The following is a 5,232-nucleotide window of genomic DNA, read 5'->3' as shown; positions in this document are numbered from 1 at the left end:
GTGCGGCGGCTTCACGCAGGTCATCGGCCGTGCTCTCGTCGAGACCCCTCTCGGTGAGATCTTCCCGCCCGAGGAACGCGACGGTCAGCTGCACATCACGGTCGAATTCGACAGTCTGGACGTCGACGTCACCGTGAACCTGACCGACGGCAAGTTCGACCACGTGGCGACCGACTTCACGGCCTTCGCGCGGAACCTCCTGCTTCGCGGCTTCGAGAGGGTGAACCTCGGGAACCTCCACGCCTGGCGCGCCGGGCACTTCCTCGTCATGAACGCGCAGCAGGTCCAGGAGAAACATCCGGACGTCAATTTCGAAACCATGGACGGCGCCACGACGCAGCTGATCACTCTGTTGCAGTACCGGTTCCTGGGTGCCACGGCCCTCACGTCGTGGGATTTCTCGCTCTACGACTTCGAGACCGACGGACACGGCGATGCACGCGTGGTCTTCCCGCACAACGTACGCATCGGATTCATCGAACCGTCCTGTGGAACCGGGAGTATCGCTCTCGCGCTGACCCTTCTCGCCAACGGAGACCATCGCCAGGTCGGAACGAGGGAAGAAGACACCCATACCTTCGCGTTCCAGACGGGGGGCAAGCCGGTCATGGGTGGGCCGGATCTGACCACGGTGCGGATCGAGCACCCGCAGGACGACGAGATCGGTCCCGTCACCTTCTCCAACACCAATGTCGAGCTGCTCGCGAGCGGCCGCGTGAGCCTCTGAGGGAGGCAGGATGCCCGGACCCTTCGGCGCCGTGACGCGAGGCGACCGCGCCTTCTCGTCTCCCGAACCGTTTCCTCCCACCGAGCACTTCCGGACGACGGCCCGTATGCTCGTGGACGAGCCGGACCATCAGCTCGGTCTGGTCGAACGAACGCACTCGCCGACGGGCACGAGTGTCCATGTGGCCTCTGGCGGCCGGTTGGTGGTCCTGCAGGGCCACTGCTACGATCCCGTCTCGCGCGAACAGTACGACGCGGCCACGTTGCTCGCGGCTCTCGACCGATCCGGAGACCAGGTCTGGAGCGACGCCGAGGGGGCCTTCCTCTTCGTGGTCCTCGACCCCGTCGGCCGCGAACTCCGGATCACCAACGACCGCCTCGGGATCCTCCCGCTCTACTGGCACGCGAGTGAGGGCCGGTTCTGCTTCGCGCCGGCCCTGCGGTACTTGCCCTTCGGTCTGCCGCAGAACCCGTACGATCCGGTTTCGGTGATCCACTTGCTGGCCATCGGCAAGTACCCGGGACCGCACACGCCCCTTCGAGACGTGTCGCTGCTGCAGCCGGCCATGCACGTGACGATCGATCTGGACGATCCGAAGCCTCGTTTCGAACACTACTGGGAGCTCGAGTATCGGGCCGACGAATCGGCGAAGCCGAAGGATCTCGCCCACGATCTGGCGGACGCCATCGAACAGTCGATGGATCTGATGACCGCGCCGTCGGCGGGTCGCGGCGGGTTGTTCCTCAGCGGTGGTTGGGACAGTCGCTCGGTCCTCGGCGCCTGGCTGGCCTGTGGCCGGAAGCCGGCCCGTGCGATCACCAACGGCATGAGCGACGACATCAAAGGCGCGGACACCTGGCTGGCGCGCAAGATGGCCCACGATCTCGGGATTCCCTACTACTTCTCACGTCGTGAACCGAGAGCCGGGTCGGAACTCTGGCGCGAGGGACTCTGGCTGAGTGAGATCGCCTCGGAGAACAGTCCCGGCGTGTTCGGGATCCATCGCCTGCCCGAAGACCAGTTCGACGGTCTGGACTACATGGTGAAGGGCGACGTGACCTGGGGCACCGGCGAGCTGACGAGCACGGAAGAAGGGGTCGTCGACCGGAACTTCCCCTGGCCACTGGGCGACAACGTCCTCTCATGTCTCGCACCTGATCTGCGCGGCGAAGCGACGGTGCTGTACCGCGATGCGATCGAGGCCACGTTGGCCCGGTGCCGGAACGATCACCCTGCCGACCGCCAGCAGTGGCTGTGGCAGATGAGCGGAATCTTCCGCTACATCTTCTCGCACGGATACTACGACGAAGAGTACATCGAGGTCCGGCGACCGCTGTTGACGCGACTCGTGCTGGACCAGTGGACACGGGTCCCCTGGCGCCTCCGCGTGCAGAAGAGTCTGTTCCTGGAGACGATCGCGAAGCGGTATCCGAGCTTGTTCTCCTACGGTCGGAACCACGCGTCCCACCTCGCCAACTACTACGCGCACATGTCCCACCGCGTCCGGTCCACGACGGAAGAGCTCGAGGACCCGCACGGGCACGTGTCCGAGGTCCTCGATCTCGACCGCATCCGGGATCTCCTCACGTCGTTCGACCCGTCGAGCAGCCCTCCCCGGAGTCGATTCTCGACCAAGCAGCGGCTCCGCAACTGGCTGCACGATCGTCACGCCTGGCGATACCATCGGACGAAGTTCTACGAGCCCGAGATGCGGTCGTTGACGACCTCCGACCACTCGCTCGCGTTCCGTGCCCACCTGCTCGCTCGCTGGCGCTCCGTGTCGAGACCCTGAGATCGGGCCGCGCCGTGCGTGTCTGCCCGTCACCGCGGAGCAGTTCACGCATTCGAAGTCCCCCGCCGGTGCCGGAACTCCTCGAACCAGCAGTAGAGGATGGGCACCACGTACCAGGTCACCGCGGCGACGACCATGCCGCCGAACGCGGGGATCGCCATCGGCACCATGATGTCGGAGCCGCGCCCGGTACTCGTGAGCACCGGCAGCAGGGCCAGCACGGTGGTCGCGCTGGTCATGACCGCGGCACGGATCCGCAGGCGGCCGCCGTCGACCACCGCCGCACGGATCGCCGGAATCGAGTCGGGCCGGTTCTCCTGCAGGGTCTGCCGGATGCGCGTGGCCATGATCACGCCGTCGTCGGTCGCGATCCCGAACAGCGCCAGGAATCCGACCCACACGGCCACGCTCAGGTTGAAGGTGCGGACCTGGAACAACTCGCGCAGGTCGACACCGAGCAGAGACATGTCGAGGAACCAAGGCTGTCCGTACAGCCAGAGCATGAGGAAGCCGCCACTCCAGGCCACGAACACGCCGCTGAAGATCATGGCCGCGGTCGAGACCCGCCGGAACTGCAGGTAGATCAAGAGGAAGATCACCAGCAGCGACAGGGGCAGGACCACACGCAGGCGCTTCGCCGCGCGGACCTGGTTCTCGTAGGACCCGGCGAACTCGAAGCTCACACCGGCGGGGACTTCGAGGTCGCCCGCGGCGATCGCGGCCTCGAGCGTGTCACGTGCGTCCTCGACGACGGTCACCTCGGCGAAGCCGGGCTTCTTGTCGAACAACACGTAGGCCACCAGGAAGGTGTCTTCGCTCTTGATCATCTGCGGGCCGCGGCGGTACTCGATCCTGGAGAGTTCCCGGAGCGGGACCTGCGCACCGTCGGGAGTGGGTACGAGGATGTCGCCGAGGGTGTCGGGGGCGTCGCGCAGTTCCCGCTGGTAGCGCACCCGCACCGGATAGCGCTCACGGCCCTCGACGGTCATGGTCAGCGGCTTGCCGCCGATGGCGACCTCGATCACCTCCTGCACGTCGGCGATCCGGATCCCGTAGCGTGCGATCCGTTCGCGATCGATCTCGATCTCGAGGTAGGGCTTGCCGACCACGCGGTCGGCGAAGACCGCCGCGGGCTGGACCGAGGGCACGGTCTTCAACCGCGCCTCGAGGTCCAGGGCGAAGTCCTCGATCGTCTCGAGGTCGGGACCGAAGACCTTCACCCCCATCGGGGCGCGGAAGCCCGATTGCAGCATGACGATCCGCGTCTCGATCGGCTGCAGCTTCGGCGCGCTGGTCAGGCCGGGCATGGCGGCGGCAGCGACGATCTCGTCCCAGATGTCCTGGGGACTGCGGATCTCGTCGCGCCACTGGCGCACGACCTCGCCGTCGTCGTTCGTGGTGAACTCGTTCTCGTACTCGATCACGGTCTCGATCATGGAGATCGGCGCGGGATCGAGCGGGCTCTCCACACGTCCGATCTTGCCCACGGCGCTCTTCACCTCGGGCACGCTCAGGATCCGGCGGTCGAGCTCCTTCAGGATCTCCGTGGCCTCGCCGATCGAGGCGTGCGGCATGGTGGTGGGCATGTACAGGAAGGCGCCCTCGTCGAGCGTGGGCATGAATTCGCTACCCAGGCCGGGGAAGGCGTGGGCCAGGGTCACCGCGGGTCCGGTGCGTTGCACCGGCTCGGGGATCCAGCCGAAGACACGGTCGAAGCCGAGCCAGATCGTCGCCCCGAGCACGACCAGCGCCAACGCCGGCAGCAGGGCGACGATCTTGTGGTCGAGCGACCAGGCGAGCGCGGGCGGGAAGACGACCCGTGCGAGCCCGAACGCGCCGAGGGCGACGGCGGTGACCAGCACGATGAACACCGCGTTGGCGATCCAGCCGCTGGCCGGACCGACGGGCGACCAGGCGTCGGCCAGAACACCCAGGACCACGGCCACGACCACCACGTGCGGAAGGTAGGGGATCCACCGGCGCCAGCCGGAGGCGGTGGGGCGCGGACGGCGCCGTCGCAGGACCAGGTGCGACACGGCGGGCACCAGGGTCAACGCCAAGGCGATCGACGCGATCAGCGCGAAGGTCTTGGTCCAGGCCAAGGGCTCGAAGAGCTTGCCCTCGGCCGCTTCCATGGTGAACACGGGCAGGAAACTGACGACGGTGGTGGCCACGGCCGTGAGCACCGCGCCGCCGACCTCGCTGGCGGCGCGGTGCACCACCTGCAGGCGGGGTTCGTCGGGATCGGCCTCGTCGAGCGCGCGCAGTACGTTCTCGACCAGCACGATGCCGATGTCGACGATCGTGCCGATGGCGATGGCGATCCCCGACAGGGCGACGATGTTCGCGTCGACCCCGAACTGCTTCATGGCGAAGAAGGTGATCAGCACCGCGAGCGGCAGCATGGAACTGATGATCAGACTGCCGCGCAAGCGTCCCACCATGAGTACCACGACGATGATCGTGATCAGGATCTGTTGGCCGATCGCCGAGTTCAGCGTGCCCAGGGTCTCCTGGATCAGCCCCGAACGGTCGTAGAACGGCACGATCGTCACCTGACTCTCGGTGCCGTCGGGCAGGATCTTGGTCGGCAGTCCGCTGGCGATCGAGGCGATCCGTTCCTTCACGCGCTCGATCGTGGCCATGGGGTTCTCGCCGTAGCGGACCACGACCACGCCGCCGACCACCTCGACGCCGCCCTTGGTCAACACGC

General features: G+C 66.8%; 3 protein-coding genes. 2 read left to right on the top strand and 1 reads right to left on the bottom strand.

What is annotated here, in order from left to right:
* Together VKA86_06205 and VKA86_06200 are read left to right on the top strand one after the other, a co-directional pair.
* The coding region (locus tag VKA86_06205; protein ID HKK70791.1) for a hypothetical protein at positions 1–727 on the top strand (727 nt) is incomplete at its 5' end.
* Positions 728–737: 10 nt separating this feature from the next.
* Positions 738–2,519: a hypothetical protein gene (locus VKA86_06200; GenBank protein HKK70790.1), complete on the top strand. Its 1,782-nt coding sequence runs from the start codon at positions 738–740 to the stop codon at positions 2,517–2,519.
* Between the two features lie 44 nt (positions 2,520–2,563).
* On the opposite strand, the gene VKA86_06195 is transcribed toward VKA86_06200, so the two are convergent.
* Positions 2,564–5,232: efflux RND transporter permease subunit (locus VKA86_06195; GenBank protein ID HKK70789.1), on the bottom strand; the 2,669-nt coding region annotated here is incomplete at its 5' end.

The organism is Candidatus Krumholzibacteriia bacterium, assembly GCA_035268685.1.
Classification (GTDB): domain Bacteria; phylum Krumholzibacteriota; class Krumholzibacteriia; order JAJRXK01; family JAJRXK01; genus JAJRXK01.
Note: the sequence above shows the minus strand (reverse complement) of the source record. Positions and strands in the feature narration are given on the sequence as shown.

What these genes read in the sequence shown, in the direction of transcription:
- VKA86_06200 (HKK70790.1), top strand. Translation starts at nt 738, where the DNA reads ATGCCCGGACCCTTCGGCGCCGTGACGCGAGGCGACCGCGCCTTCTCG.